Genomic DNA, 17,727 nt, shown 5'->3' with positions numbered 1-17,727 from the left:
CTTCAGATATATGTTTGTTTTTCGTTATTTTTTATTTTGATATTTATTAAATTTCTCTATCTAATTTTAAATTCTCTATATCAAACACCCTTAAACTGTCATTGATATCCTTTTCCATTGCTAGCTTACCATATTTGTCTACTTCGTTTCTGTCTTTAGGACCATGATGTAGTGAAGCGGCTCCTCCAATACAACCACCTACGCATGCCATACCTTCTATGAAGTTGCCATTTAGCCTGTTTACCATTGCCATTTTTAGAATTTTATCACACTCTTTTATCCCATCACATATTACAGGTTTAAATTCTACATCTAACTTTTCACTATCTATTACATGTCTCACTGCTTCAGTTAGTCCTCCAGTTCTCGCAAAAATTCTACCAAAAAACGAAGCATTGTCTAATACTCCATCTTCACAGTACTCAAGTTTTATTTCCGCTGCATCTAACATTGCAGCTAATTCTTCAAAAGTTATTACATAGTCTGTAGCATCTATCAAATCATCCTGCTTTATTTCCATTTTCTTTGCTGTACAAGGGCCTATGAAAACTACCTTAGCTTTGTCATCCATGCTTTTTATTAATCTTGATACTGCAATCATTGGTGATACTGATTTAGATATTTTATCTGTAAGCATTGGATATCTCTTATATATGTAAGAAACAAATGCTGGGCAACACGAACTAGTCATAAACTTTTGTTTTCCAATTACTTCAGAAAATTCTTTTGCCTCATGTTTAGCTACTATATCAGCACCTAAAGCAACCTCTATCACATCATGAAATCCTAATTTTTTTATTCCACTTACAACCTGTTCAATCTTTGCATATGTAAATTGACTTGATATGGCTGGAGCTATAATAGCATAAACCCTTATGTCTTTATTGTTTTTCGCCTCTTTTATTAACTCTATAACATCAACTATATAAGACTTGTCCATTATAGCTCCAAATGGACATTGATATACACATGCTCCACATTGTATACACTTTTCGTTATCTATAACGACCTTCTTATTCTCATCTATTGAAATAGCTCCAACTGGACAAGCTTTTCTACAAGGCCTCATAACGTCTGCTATTGCATTATATGGACACACTTGTCTACACTTTCCACATTCAATACACTTATTACTATCTATGTACGCTTTATGCCCAATAATGCTGATAGCATCAACAGGGCATACATCAACACATCTATGAGCTAAACAACCTCTACAAGCCTCAGTAACAACAAATCGATTAATAGGGCACTCATCACAAGCACAGTCGATTACTTCGATTACATTTTCATTATCCTTATTCCCACCCATAGCTAACTTTACTCTTTCGGCAATTATAGCTCTTTCTTTATATATACAACATCTAGTAGTCGCTTCTGGCCCTGGTACTATTTTATTTGGAATTTCATGATATTTCTCTTCTAATTTTCCTTCCATTGCTAGTCTAGATACTTCTCTTAAAACCTCATATTTTTTGATTTGAACCTGACTTTCAAACTTCCTCATTTTTTATCCTCCTTTAATTTTACTATACATATGTTACTTTGACTTTTTTCCCTAACTTTTTCATAAGTCTTTCTAATTCTTCTATTTCTTTAAGCTTTATACTAAGATCTATAGGAAGATCAGGATTTTGATGAGCTGGATTGACAGCTTTACCTACCCAAAGATTTAAATGTGTGCAATCTTCTATTAAAGCTTTAGCTAACAAAGATGCTCCATCTGACCCTTTTATGTTAAATGTTTTATCAGTCTTTGATGAAGTATCTATGTATTTTTTTATTTTTTCAACTGCCTTGCTCAATGTAAGTACGCCTTCAGTTACCAAATCTATCCCTCTTATTCTAGCTATAGGAGGGACTTCAGCAGTTGCAGTACTGATATCAACTACTATTTCTCTATTTAACTCTCTACTTACTATTTTAGCTGCAGTACCGCCACATACTATCTTTTTCCCCTTACTCTCCATAAATTTCTTTACTAACCAACTATCTTTCTCCTTATCTTCAGGAGGCCCAGCAAATAGATTTATTATTTCCGGCTCTCTTATCCTTACTGCTACTACTGTAGTATCATCTCCCGGCTTGTCCATATATAGACATCTACAAGTCTCTATTAAACTTTTAGATATACTTTTAGCAGACTTTCCTTTTTTTATCTGTCTTTTTAGATAATCTGATACATTATCCCATTGCCAACCTAAATTAAGTATTCCTCCTACCCCAGCATGAATGACTCCATCACTGACCATTACAAGCGTATCTCCTTGCTTTAATTTAAAATTACTTTCGAGCACAACTTTACCATTGACTTTTACTTCTCTTTTATCTAAATCAATTATTTCTCCATCTCTTATAAAAAATAAAGGTGGAGTATCATTTTCAACTATGTAGACAGTTCCATCATCTTGAATCTTTATAATTCCAAGTGTAGAATATGCCAGTTTTCTTACATTACAAACTGGAAGGGTGTTTGCTATTGTGTCAACTGTTTCGTAAATGCTAGCTCCTTCCTTCAACATCGTTCCTGCAATTTTAGTTGTCAAAGTTGCTAAAATATTTGCTTTCACTCCACTTCCTAATCCGTCAGCCATAACAATTATTATACTATTATCTGTACGTATCACTTCTACTTTATCACCACACAGTTCTTCGCCATCCTTATTAATACTATCATAGGAAACATCAACAAAATAATCCATTATATATCACCTGCTTCACCTAAAGCAATCTCCTTAAGTTTTGTTAAAATAACTTTTGTTTCAGCAGTAGTCTCTCCTAATAAACTAGCAATTTCCTGGGCTACTCTCATCTGTTTCTCAATAACTTTTTGTGCCCCATTTATAGTCTCCGCTTTAACCCTTGCTAGTTCTCTTTTATTCATCTCTTCTGCTGTTACATCTGTCATAATAGCCATAATAATTTCCTGCTCTTCAAGATATACAATGTTTGCATAAAATACTAAACCATATTTTGGATAAGATATTTTTTGACCTATTAAATTTTTCTTTGACTCTTTCACTTTATAAAAATAATCATCTTCAATTAAAATCGAAATAGGCTTATTTTTGATTTCATCGGCTTTTATTCCAAATAACGATTCAGCTTTAGGATTGAAGTCTAAAACATTCATATTATCATCTAATAGGATAATTACGTTAGGAGTATTTTCAAATATCACATTTCTTATACTTTCAGCCTTAGCTCTCATAAAAGGTAAACACATGCTAATCTCTGACATTCCATTATATACAGCTTGTGCCTTTTCTCTACATGTTCTGTATCCACATGAATTACAGTTAAGTTCATCCTCTTTTTTATATTTCCCCATACTCCTTAATATCTTTTGAATTTCCTCTTCACTAGCTACTTCAATTTTTAATTCTTTATTGAAAAATTTCTTTGAAAAATCTAATTCTTCAGTAATACAAACTTCACTATTTATACATTTTTTCTTTTTCTTTACATAATCTTTTACTCTTTTCTCTCTAAGATAAAAATTCGTTTCATCTTTTGGCATACCAGGACCACCTATACAACTACCTTTACATATATTAAGCTCAACACAAACTCCATTTATAAGGTTATTCTTAATACAATCTAATATATCTTTACATGCATCTACCCCATCAACTTGAATCATTTCATATTTACTAGAAATATTTTTATCTAAGCAGTTAGCAAGTATTCCTCCTTTGATTGGGAAAGCACACCCTTTCTTATAAGATTCATTATCAAAATCTTGTGGTTCAAGTTCCTTTATATTAATTTTTTCTTCTTCTAACCAATTAGCTATTTCTTCAAAAGTTAAAACTGAATTGATAATATCATCATGCTGAAATTCATTCGCTTCAAGCTTTTTAGCAATACAAGGCCCTATGAATACTATATAACTATCTATTCCATATATCTTTTTTAATAGCTTTCCATGCGCTATCATGGGTGAAACTACTGGAATCATATACTGTACTAAAGATGGATAGTATCTTTCAATTAGATAGTTAGCCGAAGGGCAACTCGTAGTAATAAGGTTTCTGTAATTTCCCTCTTCAACGCATTTGGAATATAAGTTTGAAACAACTTCTGCTCCTATAGCTGTTTCTTCAACAACATCAAACCCTAATTTCTTTAGAGCTGTCACTATTTGTCCTTCATTATTCATATCAAAAGCTCCAGCAAAAGAAGGAGCTATACTAGCAATAACCTTTTTCCCCTCATTTATAGCTTTTTTAACATCTTCAATGCTACTCATTATCTTTATTATTCCTTGAGGACAGACGCTTTGACAATAGCCGCATGAAATACATCTTTCAGTAACAATTTCTGCATGATCTCCTATTATTTTAATAGCTTTAGATGGGCATAAACGTAAACATTTGTAACAATTATTACAATTGCCCTTCTCAAACTTAATCAAATTCACCATTATAACCTCCCAGCAACATACTGCTCAAAGAAATCATCCACTGTTTCTTCACTAACAGAAATAATAGGGCCTTCATCAATTCTGACTGATACTGCCTTAGTACACTCTCCAAGACAGAAAGCTCCTTTAACAACAACCTTATCTTCTAATTTTCTTTCCTCGATTATCTTTTGAAGTTTATTTATTACATTATACGCACCCTTTAAATGACATGCACTACCAATACATACATTAATCGTTAACATAAAAATTTTCCTCCTTTAAACTTTGTTAATTTTTAAACAATGTTTGGTAAAAAAATTTTAGCTTACACTTAAAATATACTATTTTATTACTTCTTTATCAAGATTTTTGTATATAACGATTTTGTCAAGTTACTGTAGGTTCTAGTAAAGTTGGCATTTTTATTTCCTGCTGATTGCTTTTTTAGACATTTAAAAAACAAACTCATCTTTCTTTAATCAGAAAAATATATATTCTTTAAGTCATTAGGAATATCTTCTTTGTCTATTTTAGCTATAATGAACAAAATCTTTGATTCAAATGAATTAAGGAAGATTTTGCCTATGTATTTATATTATTTCCCTGGAACTTGATGGTGTAATCTACATCTAGCCTCGTAGCTCTCCTTAGCACCAACTAAAATAGTAGGTTCATTATAATTAGCAGGCTCTCCGTTAATTAATCTCTGAGTTCTATTTGCAGGATGTCCACAAATTACACATACAGCCGTTAGCTTGTCTACAAATTCTGCAATTGCCATCAAACTAGGAGTAGGTCCAAATGGCTCACCTCTAAAGTCCATATCTAATCCAGCTACTATTACTCTCAATCCTTTATCTGCTAAATGCCTACATAAATCTATAATTCCATCATCAAAAAACTGCACTTCATCAATACCTACAACTTCTGTATCCTCTGATAATAATTTATATATTTCATCAGAATTTTTTACTGGTATAGCTTTAATTTTCTCTCCATTGTGAGAAACAACTTCATCCACACTATATCTGTCATCAATAGACGGCTTAAATACTTGAATTTTCTGCCTAGCTATCTGAGCTCTCCTCAACCTTCTTATAAGCTCTTCACTTTTACCACTATACATAGGGCCAACTACTACCTCAATCCAACCATGATGATTAGGTCCGTACATTAGAATTCCTCCTTTAATTAATAATGATTAACTATGAATCTTCAAAAAATAAAGGCTAGAAGCCTCATGGCATCTAACCTCTTGAACATATTTTGATTAGTCAAGACCGTATTTCTTCTTAAATCTTTCAACACGTCCGCCTTTATCAACAAGTTTTTGCTTCCCTGTAAAGAATGGATGACACTCAGAACAAATTTCTACTCTAAGTTCTTCTTTTACTGAACCAGTTTCAAAAGTATTTCCACATGCACAGTGTACTTTAGCTCTTTTGTATTCTGGATGAATTCCTTTTTTCACCGAAATCACCTCTCTTCCAAAATCATTCTTTTCTGTAATATTATATTTAATATAATTATCCAGTTTTCAACTAATACATTATAGCATATTCATAATCTTATTTCAATAAACATGAGTAAATTAATCCCAAATCTTATTTCTCATATTTTCAATAAACTCAATATTAGTCTTAGTTGATACTAACATATTAATAATTCTCTCCGTAACTTCTATCGTCGGATAGTTACTTAAAGCTTTTCTAATGCTCCATATTGTCTCTAGCTCTTTTTGATTTAATAATAAATCTTCTCTTCTTGTACCAGATTTATTAATATCAATTGCTGGGAATATTCTCTTTTCAGATAATTTTCTGTCTAAATGAATTTCCATGTTCCCTGTACCCTTAAATTCTTCAAAAATTACATCATCCATTCTACTTCCAGTTTCTATTAATGCAGTAGCTAATATTGTAAGACTTCCTCCGTTTTCAATATTTCTTGCTGCACCAAAAAATCTTTTCGGCTTGTGCAGAGCTCCAGGATCTAAACCTCCTGAAAGTGTTCTACCAGTTGGAGGTATTGTTAAATTGTATGCCCTTGCCAATCTTGTTATACTATCTAAAAGAATAACAACATCTTTTCCATGCTCTACTAGCCTTTTTGCCCTTTCAAGCACCATCTCTGCTACCTTTATATGATGCTTTGGAGGCTCGTCAAATGTTGAATAAACTACATCTCCTTTTACAGATCTCTGCATATCTGTAACTTCTTCTGGTCTTTCATCTATTAGTAAAACTATAATCTCTATATCTGGGTAATTTTCTGCAATACTGTTAGCTATTTTTTTTAGTAAGATAGTTTTACCAGCTTTAGGAGGAGCGACAATCATTCCCCTTTGTCCTTTACCTATAGGAGCAATTAAATCTATTATTCTTGTAGATAATTCTGTTGGAGTAGTTTCTAAAGTTATTCTCTCATTAGGATATATAGGTGTTAAAGTATCAAAATCAGGTCTATTATTTGCTGTTTCTGGGTCTTCTCCATTAACTTTTTTCACATATAAAAGAGCTTTATACTTTTCTCCTGATTTTGGAGGCCTTGTGATACCAAAAATTTTGTCTCCAGTCCTTAAATTAAATCTCCTGATTTGTGATGGAGATACATATATATCCTCAGCACCTGAAAGATAATTTTCTGATCTTAAAAAGCCATAACCATCACTATGAATCTCTAATATTCCCTCTGCTGTACCAATTTCATCACTTCTATCTATTTCTTCACTTAGTCTTTCTGGTAATTCTTGCTTATGTCTTTCTTTTTCTTCTAACTTAGCTGCTACTTCTTTTATTTCCTCTGATTTCCCATTTTTATAATATTCTAATATTTTTTCAATCAGTTCAGCTTTCTTATATTTAGAATAACCTTTTATACCTACTTCTTTAGCAATCTTTCTAAGCTCGTTTATCTTCTTACTACTTAAATCAGAACTATTCAAAGCTTCACCTCCAAAACATATAGAGCTTTTATTAATATTTATATCTTAACATAATAATGGGAACATATTAGGAAAGAACTTCTAGACAGGCTTCATTAATGTAATATTAGCACTTTATTATTAAGAAGTCAAGAACACAAAAAGCATTGATATTCTCTCTTTATGTTTACATACCAAAAAATAGACGAATATTGCCTTTACTTTTTTGCTTATATATTATTTTTTTCTCATTATCAATTATTTCAATGTATTTACTTTCTAGGTTATGAATAATGTTTATTTCATAAAATAACATTAAAAATTTTAATAAACATCATTCTTTGTTAAGCTACTATTTGTAGCTTAACTGGGTGTAACCCTACACCCTCTATCCCATTGGCAAATGCCTTTGGGAATACTTTTCTTATGATATTATATCCACCATTTACATCTGCATTAATCAAAATACCATCTTTACTTTTATAAAGTCCTCTTTTTATTCTTTTTCCACTAAATTTAGCATCTTGTCCCATCTTGTCTTTATCAAGAAAACTTGCTTTTGATGTGTAACTTTCTTCTACTACTATTACTTTAATTCCTACTTCTTCGGCTTTGTACTGCAATTGCTGTATGAATGTTTCATAAGGTATTGATGTGAAGTTTTGGTTATTTCTTTTGCCTAATTTAACTTCTTGCTTCCAATTCTTGTTGTTGCCTAAAACAATTGTATCTATGTTATTTTCGATACAATAATTAATAATAAATCTACTTGCTTTGTGCATAAAGGTCTTTATTTTGTTGTTTCGCTTCATTGTTATTCTTTCTAATCTTTTACTCCAATCTTTGTTGTTTTGTTTTTTAAGAATACTTTTATAGTAAGCTAGTTGTTTGTTGTAATATTGATTTATTGACTTAATAACTTTGCCCTTAACAACAATAGGATTTAATCCTATGTTGTTTACTATGGTTGCAAAGTTATTAAGCCCTAAGTCAATTCCTATAATTCTGCCTTTATTTTTAGTTGTTTTATCTTCAATTTCTTTCTTATAGATAATTTCTATTACATATATTTGTCCTTTAGGTATTATTCGTATTTGCTGTAATTTACCTTTAATTTTAGTTTTTAACTTTTCTTTATTCATTATTTTAGGAAATTTTATATATCCATCTTTTAACTTACAGTTTTGATTAGTAAAAATAACGATATTTCTACCATTTTTCTTCTTATATTTCGGAAGTTTTGGTCTGCCCAAATATTTTTCTTTGTTGTCCTTCCACTCTTTAATTGATTTAAAAAATGACTTCCAATTTTGGTCTAAAAGTTTTAGTATTTGCTGTGATGTTTGTGCCATTAGTGCCTTATATGTTTCGTGGTCTTTTATTATTTTGTAAATATCTTTATATCTTAACCATTTGCCATTATTGATAAATTCCTGTCTTATGAGATAGTTAGCATAATTGTATAAGTTTTTAGATTTAAAGCATAAATCATTACAGTATTTATAAAGATAGTGAGTTGGTTTTATTTGATGCTGTTCTACTCTAATAACTTCCATTACTCATCTTCCTTTATCAGTTCTTTGATTTTTTAACCTTTCTTTTTGAATATAACTTCATATTATCTTTTTCTTTTAGTTTTTTGTTTTCTCTTTCAAGTTCTTGTATTTTACTTTTTAATCTCAAGTTTTCAAGCTATAATTCGTTGATTTTTGTATTATTTACTTCTCTATTTGAATTAAAATTACAACTAGTTAGGATCAATAAAGCTATTAATATAAGAAGAATTAACTTTTTCAAAAATATCCCCCTTCTAAACTTTTTTAACTCTACTTAGTTTAAAAATCCTTATTTTCAAAAATATCTATGTATGGGTATATTATATAATAATCATCTAATAATCCCCATATGGATTGAAATAAAAATTTTTAGCGGAAGATTACTCCCCCGCTACTAAACTTATAACTATTAGCTGAAAAATTATTTTGCATAATCTGGTTTTTTGTCTAGCTTATGAATTGACTCAATAAATCTTATTGTACCCGTTTCTGCTCTTGTTACCATTGAATGTGTCTTCGCCATATTGTTTTCGTAATATACTACTCCTTTTAATAATTCGCCATCAGATACTCCTGTAGCAGCAAAGAATATTTCATTACCCTTCGCTAAATCTTCCATTGTCAATACTTTATTAACATCAGTGATGCCCATTTTATAACATCTTTCAAGCTCAATTTCATCCATCGGTACTAACTTCCCTTGAAATTCTCCACCCATACATTTTAATGCAGCAGCAGCTATAACCCCTTCTGGAGCTCCTCCTATTCCCATTAATATATCGACTCCTGAATGTTCAAAGCAGGTTGCAATTGCAGCAGCAACATCTCCATCTCCAAATAATTTAATTCTTGCTCCTGCTTCTCTTATTCTATCTATTAACTCCTTATGTCTCGGTCTATCTAACAATGTTACTGTTAGATCTGATATACTTTTGTTTAAAGCATCAGCAACTGCTTTTAAATTTTCTTCAACTGGAGCATCAAGATTAATTCTACCCGCCGCTTTTGGTCCTACTGCAATTTTATTCATATACATATCAGGTGCATGTAATAAACATCCACGTGGAGCTATTGCAACTACAGAAATTGCATTAGGTAATCCCTTAGCTACTGCAGTAGTCCCATCAAGAGGGTCTACAGCTATATCGACTTTAGGACATCCTTCTTGTGCTTTTCCTATTCTCTCTCCAATATATAACATTGGAGCTTCATCCATTTCACCTTCTCCAATAACTACAACTCCATCTATGTTTATAGTATCGAACATCTTCCTCATACCATTAACTGCAGATTGATCTGCTATTATTTTATCACCTCTACCCATGTGTCTAGCACATTCTAATGCTGCAGCTTCAGTTACTCTAACAAGATTTAATGCTAATTCTCTATCCATAATGTGTCCCCCTTTATAATGAATATTACAATTATAGTATATTCTATTTCAATATTGTATGTCAAAATATATATGTTATTTTTATAAAGTGTAGCTTAAATAAGGGCTAGGTATTAAATTAAAAATGTAGAATGTAAAATTTAAAATTTAAAATTAGTCGATATTCAATAGTCGGCAGTTGAATAGCGAGAGGTGAATAATAAATAAAAAAATAGACCTGATTAATTCAGGTCTATTTTTTAATCTACACTTGCCCATATTTTTTCATCAATCTAATTAGTATATCATTTTTATCTAATTTATGTCTTGCTTCTATGAATCTTATTGTACCTGTTTTAGCTCTCATAACTACTGAATGTGTTTTAGCAGAGTTATTTCCATAGTATACTACTCCCTTTAATAGATCGCCATCTGTAATTCCCGTTGCAGCAAAAAATACTTCTTCTCCTTTAACTAAATCCTCTAATGTTAAAACCTTCTTAATATCTTCATCACTCCATCCTAATTGATGGCACCTCTCAACTTCTTCATCTGACATTGGGTAAAGTATACCCTGCATTTCTCCACCCATACATTTTAACGCTGCTGCTGCTATAACCCCTTCTGGAGCTCCTCCTATTCCCATTAATACATCGACTCCTGTATCTTCAAATCCAGTAGCAATAGCTGCTGCTACATCACCTTCACCAAACAACTTAATTCTTGCACCTACTCTTCTTATTTCTTGTATCATTTCATAATGCCTAGGCCTGTCCTGTATTATTACAGTTAAATCCGATATATCCTTATTTAAAGCCTTGGCAACCGCCTTCAGATTATCTTCAATAGGAGCTTCAATATCTATTTTCCCTGCCGCTTTTGGTCCTACAGCTATTTTTTTCATATATGTATCTGGTGCATAAAGCAAACATCCTCTAGGAGCCATAGCTATTACTGATATCGCATTTGGAAGCCCTTTTGATACTAAACTAGTCCCATCTAATGGGTCAACAGCAATATCTACTTCTATATCATCTATTGTACCTGCTCCAATTTGTTCACCAATATATAACATAGGAGCCTCGTCTAGCTCTCCTTCACCTATAACTACTGTTCCTCTAACATTTACTAGCTCAAAAGCTTCTCTCATTCCGTCTACAGCTGCTTGGTCTGCTCCATTTTTATCTCCTCTACCCATGAATTTAGCCGATGATAACGCTGCTATCTCAGTAACACGTACCAAAGATAAAGATAAGTTTCTATCTAAAACCATACTTTTCACTCCCCTAATCTACAGAAATATCTAAAAATACTAAAATAAAGGATAAGTAAAGATTAGACTTTACCTATCCTTTTATCTGCTACTTTTTAGCATTTTCCCAGTCTTTTAGGAATCTTTCTATACCTTTATCTGTCATTGGATGCTTAAGCATTTTTGTAAATACATTATAAGGTACAGTTGCAATATGTGCTCCCAATTTTGCTGCTTCTATTACATGCATAGGGTGTCTTATACTTGCAGCAATTACTTCTGTTTCAATACCATGTATATCGAATATTTCTACTATGTCACTAATTATATCCATTCCACTATTTCCTATATCATCCATTCTTCCTGCAAATGGACTAACGAATGTTGCTCCTGCCCTTGCTGCTAATAATGCTTGATTGGCAGAGAATACCAAAGTAACATTTGTTTTAATGCCTTTTTGACTTAAAACTTTAACTGCCTTAAGTCCTTCTTTCGTCATAGGGATTTTAATAACTATATTCGGATGAATTGCCGCTAATTGTTCTGCCTCTTTTATCATGCCCTCTGCTTCAAGGCTAATTACTTCGGCACTAATTGGACCATCTACAATTTCAGTAATTTCTGTTATTACTTCTTTAAAATCTCTACCTTCTTTTGCAATGAGTGAAGGATTTGTAGTAACTCCGCAAATTACACCCCAGTCATTTACTTCTCTAATTTCATCTATGTTCGCTGTATCAATAAAAAGTTTCATATTTCACCTCCAATCATTTAAGCTCTGCCAGCTGAACCAAACATTATCATCTTTTCAATTATTACTTTTTTCATTTCTTCTCTAGCAGGGCCTAATATTTTTCTTGGATCATATACATCAGGATTATTTTTTACAAACTCCCTTACTCCTTTATTGAATGCCATTCTGATATCTGTATCTATGTTGATTTTATTAACACCAAGACTTACTGCTTTTTTGATACTTTCTTCAGGCACACCTGATGAACCGTGTAATACTATTGGCATATTTAATCTTTCTTTTATTACTTTTAACCTATCAAAGTCTAGTTTAGGTTCTCCTTTATATGGGCCATGTGCAGTTCCTATAGCTATTGCAAGATAGTCTACACCTGTTTCTTTTACAAATCTTTCAGCCTCATCTGGATCAGTGAATGTAGCATCTCTTTCGTCAACTGTTATATCATCTTCAGTACCACCGATTTTACCAAGTTCTGCCTCTACTGATACTCCAACAGCATGTGCAATTTCTACAACTTTTTTAGTAATTGCAATATTCTCTTCTAATGGATATTTTGAGCCGTCTATCATTACTGAAGTAAATCCGTTTCTTATACATTTCATTATTTGTACAAAATCAGTACCGTGATCTAAATGGATAGCTACAGGCACCTTAACACTTTCAGCTGCTACCTTAGCCATTGCCGCTATGTACTCTACTCCTGCATATTTTAATCCACCTTGACTAGCCTGTAAGATTACAGGTGAATTTGTTTCTCTAGCAGCTTCAATAATAGCTTGAACTATTTCCATGTTGTTTACATTAAATGCTCCTACTGCATATCCTTTCTTATGAGCATCTAAAAGAATCTCTTTTCCTGATACTAACATTAATACCCCTCCTTCTTTATTTAACACAATACTATTATAATAGATTAATCATTATTTATCCACATAATTATTTGTCCAGCGATATTCGCTATTTGTCATCCTCTGTTCGAATTTCAATGCTTATAAACAGAACAGAAATAATTGCTAAACATCCTGCAGTAATAGAAAATTAATTTTCCACTACTACTAATACTCAGTACCTAGTACTAATATCACCTTTTCTTATTACTATCATTATTACCAAATTTAATATCTATACATTGAAGAAAATGCTTATGCATCTGTATTTCTTCACATTCTAATATTTTTTTTAAATCCTTCTCTGTTTCTGCATAAAGCAAATATGTACTACCACATTCTGGACATTTTAATTCTATCTTATCAGGATATAAATCTATCTGTATATTGTCTGAACCGCAATCACAAAATATTCTGCCTTCATTATCCATTTCTCTAATTCTATCTATAACTTTCATCATAATTTCAAAATTTTGAAAGTAATCATAAAATCCTAATTCGCTTAATATTTCTTCAAAATCTTTTTCATATTCTTTTACTAATTGTTTTACATCATAATTTTTCCCTATAAAAGATATTTCAATTCCCGTTTCTATACATCTGGCAATTATTTTACCTTTTAATAATCTTCGCAAACTATATTTGAAGACATGAATATCCTGACAAGCAAAGCAGAATAATTCTATCCAAAAACTTTTATAATCTCTCGTTTTTATTATTGCACTAGACTGTCCGCACTCACACTCTAAAGTTATTTTTTTACTTCTGCTAAAATCAAATAAAGAAATATTATGTATAGTAATTTCTCCACATATATCACACCTAATAGCAATGGCAATATTAGAATCAATTAACAAACCGTGCACCGTTGACTTATATCTATAAAAACCTTATAGAAAGCAACGCATACCTATAAATCTTTATAAATTTATAGGTCTTATCCGACACTTCTATTATGCAGATTTTATAAGTTTGCATAACTCGAAGTCGCTTTCTACTTTGATAGGATTACACAGCTTAACATTAAGCCAACGGCTTACACCTCCTTTTTTATAATTTTGCTGTACTTTTTTATTGCCTAATATGCATATATTCCTCGCACCATTTAAATCAGCATTAACGATTTTATTTATAGTTTTGTCTTTAAATAAACCTCGTTTAACTCGCTTTCCATTTAAAGCATTAGTTAAATCAAGGTTATATTGGAATAATTCTTGTATTACTTTTATATCTTCTGTTAAGCTGCTTACTTTAGATGTATAGCTTTCATCTACAAATTTTATTTCTATTCCATAATCTTTGGCTTTGTATTCTATATAGCTTATTAGCTTTCCAAATTGTATTTGTATAAAGCTTTGCTTGTTAGTTTTATTTAATTTACATTTACCATTATTTTTTAGATTGTTTAAGTTGTCCGATAATACTATCTCTGTTACGTTATGTTTTTCTAGATATTCTAATACTCTTTTACTGATTTTGTGAAATTGGTCGTAAAAATACCTATTTCTTTTTTCATAAAGATATGTTCTGTATTTTTCTAAATACCTTTTTCTGTTTTTGTCTTTTGTAGTCATTATTTCTCTGTTTAATTTTGCTATAAATCTATTGAAATTAGCGTTATATGTTTTAAATTTTTTACCATCTATTATTAAACTCGGTGTGTATTTATCGTCTACATATATGCTTAAAAGGCTGTTTATTCCTATATCTATTCCTGCACTTTTGTAAGGCTTTTCTTTTATTTCTTTTTCTTCTTTTTCATATATAAAGAGTAAGTACAATTCACTGTTTGAAAAATTAAGATGTACTGCTTTTATTTTAGATAAATCTCCTACTACTTTCTTTAATTCTTTATGGTTTATATATGTCCTTATCATTTTATCGTTAAGGTTTATTCCGAGCCTATTTTTTCTTTTTAATGAAAACCCTTTAGCACTATCTAATGGAATTGTATAGTTAGCTAGTTTTGATAGTTTTTTAGGTTTAGGCGGCTTTGCTTTGTAATCTCCATTTTTTATTTTCGTAAAAAATCCTTTATATTGTGATTTAACTCTTTTCATTATTTCTACTAGATTATGAATTTTAAGTTCTTTAGATAATCTTATTAAGTCATTCATTATTTGATGATTTTTATATTTTTTTCTAATATAAGTTAATTCTTCTTCTAGCTTTTTAGGAGTAGTTCCTCTAAATAGTGCTCTCATTATTTCATAGTTAATTAGTAATTTGAAGTCTCCAATATTTTGTTTATAGTCTTGATTAAGGAGTATTATATACATGTTTTCAAAATGTCTATACTTGTAAATGTAATTTATGACTTTGGATTTGAATTTTTTGTCTTTTATTCTCATTTTATATGTTCTTATATTTTTACTTTCATCTACTGATTTACTCATTTTCTTTTAACTCCTTAATTGTTTTTTATCTTTATTAGCTGTCTACTTCTCTTATGGTATAATCACATTAAATAAATCTATAATTGTTTTGAGGTTTTTATAAATATTTTTCAGCAGTTGGTTTACTCCTTCTCTTAATACTTCTTCATTTGTTTTATAAATCCTTCTTTAATAGTTAACGAAAAAAACGGCTTATAAAGCCGTTTTACTTTCTTTTGATATTCAATATTTCTCTTGCTTCATCTGGTGTAGCTACTTCTCGTCCTAATTCATGTGCTAGTCTAACTATTCTCTCTACTAATTGTGCATTTGATTTAGCTAATTCACCTTTTTTATAATATATATTATCTTCAAAACCTACTCTAACATGTCCCCCTAATAATATAGCTGCAGTAGCAAGTGGTAATTCATATCTTCCTATACCTGCAACAGTCCATGTTGAACCCTTTGGTATACTTTCAACTAAGTACAGTAAATCCCTTATTTCACCCGGTATTGCGCCTGGAACACCCATAACAAAATCAAAATGAAGTGGTTCATCAATCAAACCTTTTTTAACCAATGTTAAAGCATTTTTTATCATGCCTCTTTCAAATATTTCAAGCTCAGGTTTAACCCCTAACTCTTTCATTCTCTTTGCAAACTTTTCCATGTACTCTTGTGTATTCATAAATACATCTGGACCAAAATTACATGTACCACAACTTAATGTAGCCATTTCTGGTCTTAATTCAACAGGTTGAAGTCTCTCCTCTGGTGTATGCCATACAGCCCCACCTGTAGAAGGCTGGAATATTACAGGACATTTAGCTTCTATTCTTTTCTTTATTTCTTTATATACCTCATAATCCTGTGTAGGATTTCCATCTTTATCTCTTGCATGTATATGAACTATTGATGCTCCTGCCTTATAGGCTTCATATGCAGCCTCTGCTATCTCTTCTGGTGTAATTGGAAGATTTGGCTGCTGCTCTCTTGTTACTTCTGCACCAGTAAGTGCAGCTGTAATTATGAGTTTTTGCATTATTCTTTCCTCCTCTGCTTATCCTTTGGCACAACACAAGTTCCTACTGCCCTACAAACTACTATTGGCTCTTCAAGAACATCACATGCCGACTCATTTATATCTGGTCTCGGAGTTATTACTTTTCTTGCCTCAAATTTCATTTTTCTTGATGTATTACCAACTTTAATTATTTCACCTACTGCTTCAATATAATCTCCTGCATAAACAGGTGCTGTAAATTCTACTTCTTCATACCCTGCAAAAAGTCCCTCATCTCCATCATGTCTTATAAGAAGTTCTGTAGCAACATCTCCAAACAGTTGAAGCATCTTAGCACCATCTACTAAATTCCCCCCATAATGTGCATCATGCATGCTCATTCTAACTCTTATCATAGCCTTTTCCATATCCCTTACCCCCTAGATTTTTTTATACTACAATTTAAATTATACTAAATTTCTAAAAAAAACAAAATCTTCGATTTAAATAAATTTTAAGGATGATTTTGCCCTAATCCATTACGGAAATTATATTTAAAATTATCCATAATTTAGTAAGGTTTGTAACAACTCTGGCATGTTTACATGCCAAACAAAGTTTCAATAAAGTCAACATTATTTTTTTATTAAAAGACTTTATTATAATTTCCTATGGATTATAAAAACAATTTATTACAAGAAATTAAAGCGACAAATTTGCCGCTTTAATTTTAATAAAACTAATTATTCTTCTAGCTAACCGCTACAGCAAAATATTCTGTGATTAGTGAATTAATTTCTTCTTTTAACTCGAATACATCAAAGGGCTTTTGAACAATCATATCTGGCCTAACTACATCAAAGTCGCTGTTTTGTGTTATGTCTACATAACCAGTAAGTATTACTACACAAATGCTCTCATCAATTCTCCGTATATTTTTTAATACCTCTTCCCCATTCATGTCTTGTAGCTTCATATCTAATATTACAATATCAGGTCTAAACTCACTCACCATTTTTATTGCTTCAATCCCTGTTTCTACTGTTATAACATCATAATCGTTTTTAAAAATTTCTCCTAACAGGGCTCTTATACCTTCCTGGTCATCTACACAAAGAAGCCTGTATTTTCTCAAAAAAATTCCCCCCTGTAACCCGTTAATAAATAATATATTCTACATATGTTAAATTATTC

17 protein-coding genes are annotated in these 17,727 nt (G+C 31.2%); all 17 read right to left on the bottom strand.

The genetic code is table 11. The features are described 5' to 3' along the window. Positions 1-46: 46 nt before the first annotated feature. Entirely contained in the window at positions 47-1,507 is a 1,461-nt protein-coding gene (locus tag AB4Y15_RS00945) for a 4Fe-4S dicluster domain-containing protein (protein ID WP_427337880.1), read from the bottom strand. A 22-nt stretch (positions 1,508-1,529) separates the two neighbouring features. Next, a complete protein-coding gene (locus AB4Y15_RS00940) occupies positions 1,530-2,702 on the bottom strand; it encodes a SpoIIE family protein phosphatase (protein ID WP_427337879.1) in 1,173 nt (390 codons plus the stop codon). Next, entirely contained in the window at positions 2,702-4,426 is a 1,725-nt protein-coding gene (locus AB4Y15_RS00935) for a [Fe-Fe] hydrogenase large subunit C-terminal domain-containing protein (RefSeq protein WP_427337878.1), read from the bottom strand. Before AB4Y15_RS00935 ends, AB4Y15_RS00940 begins: the two co-directional genes overlap by 1 nt. Then, positions 4,426-4,671, bottom strand: a complete 246-nt coding sequence (locus AB4Y15_RS00930) for a (2Fe-2S) ferredoxin domain-containing protein (RefSeq protein WP_427337877.1) — start codon at positions 4,669-4,671, stop codon at positions 4,426-4,428. The genes AB4Y15_RS00935 and AB4Y15_RS00930 overlap by 1 nt, the downstream gene beginning before the upstream one ends. Positions 4,672-5,003: 332 nt before the next feature. Continuing rightward, positions 5,004-5,582, bottom strand: coding sequence for a thymidine kinase (locus AB4Y15_RS00925; RefSeq protein WP_427337876.1), 579 nt, complete (start codon positions 5,580-5,582; stop codon positions 5,004-5,006). 96 nt (positions 5,583-5,678) lie between these two features. Next, entirely contained in the window at positions 5,679-5,879 is a 201-nt protein-coding gene (rpmE, locus tag AB4Y15_RS00920) for a 50S ribosomal protein L31 (protein WP_069650551.1), read from the bottom strand. 120 nt (positions 5,880-5,999) lie between these two features. Continuing rightward, positions 6,000-7,352 (bottom strand): transcription termination factor Rho, encoded by a 1,353-nt coding sequence (rho, locus tag AB4Y15_RS00915; protein ID WP_427337875.1) that lies wholly within the window; start codon positions 7,350-7,352, stop codon positions 6,000-6,002. Between the two features lie 323 nt (positions 7,353-7,675). Next, complete coding sequence (locus AB4Y15_RS00910) at positions 7,676-8,887, bottom strand: RNA-guided endonuclease InsQ/TnpB family protein (protein ID WP_427337874.1); 1,212 nt, start codon at positions 8,885-8,887, stop codon at positions 7,676-7,678. Positions 8,888-9,308: 421 nt separating this feature from the next. Then, positions 9,309-10,280, bottom strand: coding sequence for a class II fructose-bisphosphatase (gene glpX / locus AB4Y15_RS00905; RefSeq protein ID WP_427337872.1), 972 nt, complete (start codon positions 10,278-10,280; stop codon positions 9,309-9,311). 244 nt (positions 10,281-10,524) lie between these two features. Next, entirely contained in the window at positions 10,525-11,532 is a 1,008-nt protein-coding gene (glpX, locus tag AB4Y15_RS00900) for a class II fructose-bisphosphatase (protein WP_427337871.1), read from the bottom strand. A gap of 88 nt (positions 11,533-11,620) precedes the next feature. Then, on the bottom strand, positions 11,621-12,265 hold the full coding sequence (fsa, locus tag AB4Y15_RS00895) for a fructose-6-phosphate aldolase (protein ID WP_427337870.1): 645 nt from the start codon (positions 12,263-12,265) through the stop codon (positions 11,621-11,623). Between the two features lie 17 nt (positions 12,266-12,282). After that, complete coding sequence (locus tag AB4Y15_RS00890; protein WP_427337869.1) at positions 12,283-13,134, bottom strand: class II fructose-1,6-bisphosphate aldolase; 852 nt, start codon at positions 13,132-13,134, stop codon at positions 12,283-12,285. Between the two features lie 212 nt (positions 13,135-13,346). Further along, entirely contained in the window at positions 13,347-14,009 is a 663-nt protein-coding gene (locus tag AB4Y15_RS00885; RefSeq protein ID WP_427337867.1) for a hypothetical protein, read from the bottom strand. Positions 14,010-14,105: 96 nt separating this feature from the next. Then, positions 14,106-15,548 (bottom strand): RNA-guided endonuclease TnpB family protein, encoded by a 1,443-nt coding sequence (locus AB4Y15_RS00880; protein WP_427337866.1) that lies wholly within the window; start codon positions 15,546-15,548, stop codon positions 14,106-14,108. A gap of 205 nt (positions 15,549-15,753) precedes the next feature. Next, positions 15,754-16,572, bottom strand: a complete 819-nt coding sequence (gene kce / locus AB4Y15_RS00875) for a 3-keto-5-aminohexanoate cleavage enzyme (protein ID WP_427337865.1) — start codon at positions 16,570-16,572, stop codon at positions 15,754-15,756. After that, the gene (gene kal, locus AB4Y15_RS00870; protein WP_427337864.1) at positions 16,572-16,961 is read right to left on the bottom strand and encodes a 3-aminobutyryl-CoA ammonia lyase; all 390 of its coding nucleotides are present in this window, start codon (positions 16,959-16,961) and stop codon (positions 16,572-16,574) included. The genes kce and kal overlap by 1 nt, the downstream gene beginning before the upstream one ends. A 323-nt stretch (positions 16,962-17,284) precedes the next feature. Beyond that, positions 17,285-17,668 (bottom strand): response regulator, encoded by a 384-nt coding sequence (locus AB4Y15_RS00865; protein WP_427337863.1) that lies wholly within the window; start codon positions 17,666-17,668, stop codon positions 17,285-17,287. Between the last annotated feature and the right edge of the window lie 59 nt (positions 17,669-17,727).

This window comes from Caloranaerobacter longqiensis (assembly GCF_050286925.1).
GTDB lineage: Bacteria > Bacillota > Clostridia > Tissierellales > Thermohalobacteraceae > Caloranaerobacter.
The sequence above is the reverse complement of the archived record's forward strand: the minus strand, read 5'-3'. Positions and strand labels throughout refer to the sequence as shown.

Bases quoted from the DNA above. Each gene is read 5' to 3' on its own strand.
- AB4Y15_RS00945 (WP_427337880.1), bottom strand. From the start codon at position 1,507: ATGAGGAAGTTTGAAAGTCAGGTTCAAATCAAAAAATATGAGGTTTTA.
- AB4Y15_RS00940 (WP_427337879.1), bottom strand. From the start codon at position 2,702: ATGGATTATTTTGTTGATGTTTCCTATGATAGTATTAATAAGGATGGC.
- AB4Y15_RS00935 (WP_427337878.1), bottom strand. From the start codon at position 4,426: ATGGTGAATTTGATTAAGTTTGAGAAGGGCAATTGTAATAATTGTTAC.
- AB4Y15_RS00930 (WP_427337877.1), bottom strand. From the start codon at position 4,671: ATGTTAACGATTAATGTATGTATTGGTAGTGCATGTCATTTAAAGGGT.
- AB4Y15_RS00925 (WP_427337876.1), bottom strand. From the start codon at position 5,582: ATGTACGGACCTAATCATCATGGTTGGATTGAGGTAGTAGTTGGCCCT.
- AB4Y15_RS00910 (WP_427337874.1), bottom strand. From the start codon at position 8,887: ATGGAAGTTATTAGAGTAGAACAGCATCAAATAAAACCAACTCACTAT.
- glpX (WP_427337872.1), bottom strand. From the start codon at position 10,280: ATGGATAGAGAATTAGCATTAAATCTTGTTAGAGTAACTGAAGCTGCA.
- glpX (WP_427337871.1), bottom strand. From the start codon at position 11,532: ATGGTTTTAGATAGAAACTTATCTTTATCTTTGGTACGTGTTACTGAG.
- fsa (WP_427337870.1), bottom strand. From the start codon at position 12,265: ATGAAACTTTTTATTGATACAGCGAACATAGATGAAATTAGAGAAGTA.
- AB4Y15_RS00890 (WP_427337869.1), bottom strand. From the start codon at position 13,134: ATGTTAGTATCAGGAAAAGAGATTCTTTTAGATGCTCATAAGAAAGGA.
- AB4Y15_RS00880 (WP_427337866.1), bottom strand. From the start codon at position 15,548: ATGAGTAAATCAGTAGATGAAAGTAAAAATATAAGAACATATAAAATG.
- kce (WP_427337865.1), bottom strand. From the start codon at position 16,572: ATGCAAAAACTCATAATTACAGCTGCACTTACTGGTGCAGAAGTAACA.
- kal (WP_427337864.1), bottom strand. From the start codon at position 16,961: ATGGAAAAGGCTATGATAAGAGTTAGAATGAGCATGCATGATGCACAT.